We start from the raw sequence: 1245 nt of genomic DNA on the forward strand, positions 1-1245 counted from the left end.
GGGCTGCGCCGGTGCGGGGCCGCAGGCGCGGTGCGCGGCGCCTGCCTGCTCGCCGGCGGCGAGGCCCCGCCGGCCGTGTATGCCGCCGGCATCGCGTGGCAGCCCGACAACGCGCACGTGAACCCGCACGGCGACTGGGAACGGCTGGGGGTCACCGATCTGCTGATCCAGTGGACAGCGGTGGACGACACGGCCTTCGTCGGCGGCACCGGTTTGCGCGAAGCGCCGAGCCTGCCCGACTGGCCGCGCATCGCGCGCGAACCGTGGGCGAGCCATGTGCTGGTCGGCCTCGCGGGCCGCTTCGACGAGCGCGCGGCGCGCGCCGACGTCGCGGAACTCGTGGAGCAGTCGCTGAAGCTCGCCGCCGCCGTGCCGCCGCTGCACGTCGAGGGCTGGTACTTCCCGGTCGAAGTCGATCCGGGCTGGCGCGACGCGCCACAACTCGCGCCGTTGCTGATGCGTTTGCCGAGGCCGTTGTGGATCAGCGTCTACGACCGCTCGAACATCGGCGGCCCGGCGCTCGCGGCCTGGCTCGACAGCTGGCTGCCGCCCGACGTCGGCGTGCTGTTCCAGGACGGTGTCGGTGTGTATGCCCGCGAACCCCGCGTGGCCCGCGACTATGCCGACGCGCTGGCGGCCAGGCTCGGCGCGGCCCGCGTGCGGATCATCGCCGAAGCGTTCCGGCCCGACGTGGGCCGTCCTTTTCGCGCCGCGACGGCCGCCGAGCTCAAGCCTCAATTGGCGGCCTATCGCGGTTTTCGTACTTATGTCTTCGACGGACCTCACTATGTGTCGCCCGAACTGGTGGAGAGCGTGCTGAAGTGATCGTGCGCTTTCCTCGACCAACGGCTGTTTCCATCCTGTGCGCCGCGCTGTTCGCGGCATGCGCGGAGTCCCGCGCCGACGAGACCTTGCCGCTGCCGCTCGCGGGCAGCGCCTATCGGATCGCGCAGCAGGCTTACGACGAATACGCGCGCGGCGACTATGATGCGGCGGCACGCGACGCTCGCGAAGCGGTCCGCCTGCGTCCGGACGTGGCGCGGCTGCACACGCTGCTCGCGCAGGCCGAGGCCGCGCGGAAAGCGCGGCGAGTCCAGCCGCGCGTCGCATCGGGCGAGGCCACCGGCCGCGCCCGTCCCGCCGCGCCCGGCAAGACGGAACCTCGGCGCGCCGTCGATCTTGCGGCTCGCTCGCTCGATCTGCTTGCGAGCGGCGACGTGGCGGGTGCCTCGCGCGCCGCTGGCG

1 protein-coding gene and 1 pseudogene are annotated in these 1245 nt (G+C 73.0%); both read left to right on the plus strand.

Going from position 1 to position 1245, the window contains the following annotated elements; genetic code table 11:
• The first annotated feature begins 30 nt into the window (after positions 1–30).
• Positions 31–825 (plus strand): hypothetical protein, encoded by a 795-nt coding sequence (locus tag GXB81_RS31135; protein WP_346777831.1) that lies wholly within the window; start codon positions 31–33, stop codon positions 823–825.
• Between the two features lie 2 nt (positions 826–827).
• A pseudogene (locus GXB81_RS31140) lies at positions 828–1245 on the plus strand (hypothetical protein); the annotation flags it as partial.

It is taken from the genome of Paraburkholderia sp. Ac-20336 (assembly GCF_017105025.1).
In the GTDB taxonomy this organism is placed as follows: domain Bacteria; phylum Pseudomonadota; class Gammaproteobacteria; order Burkholderiales; family Burkholderiaceae; genus Paraburkholderia.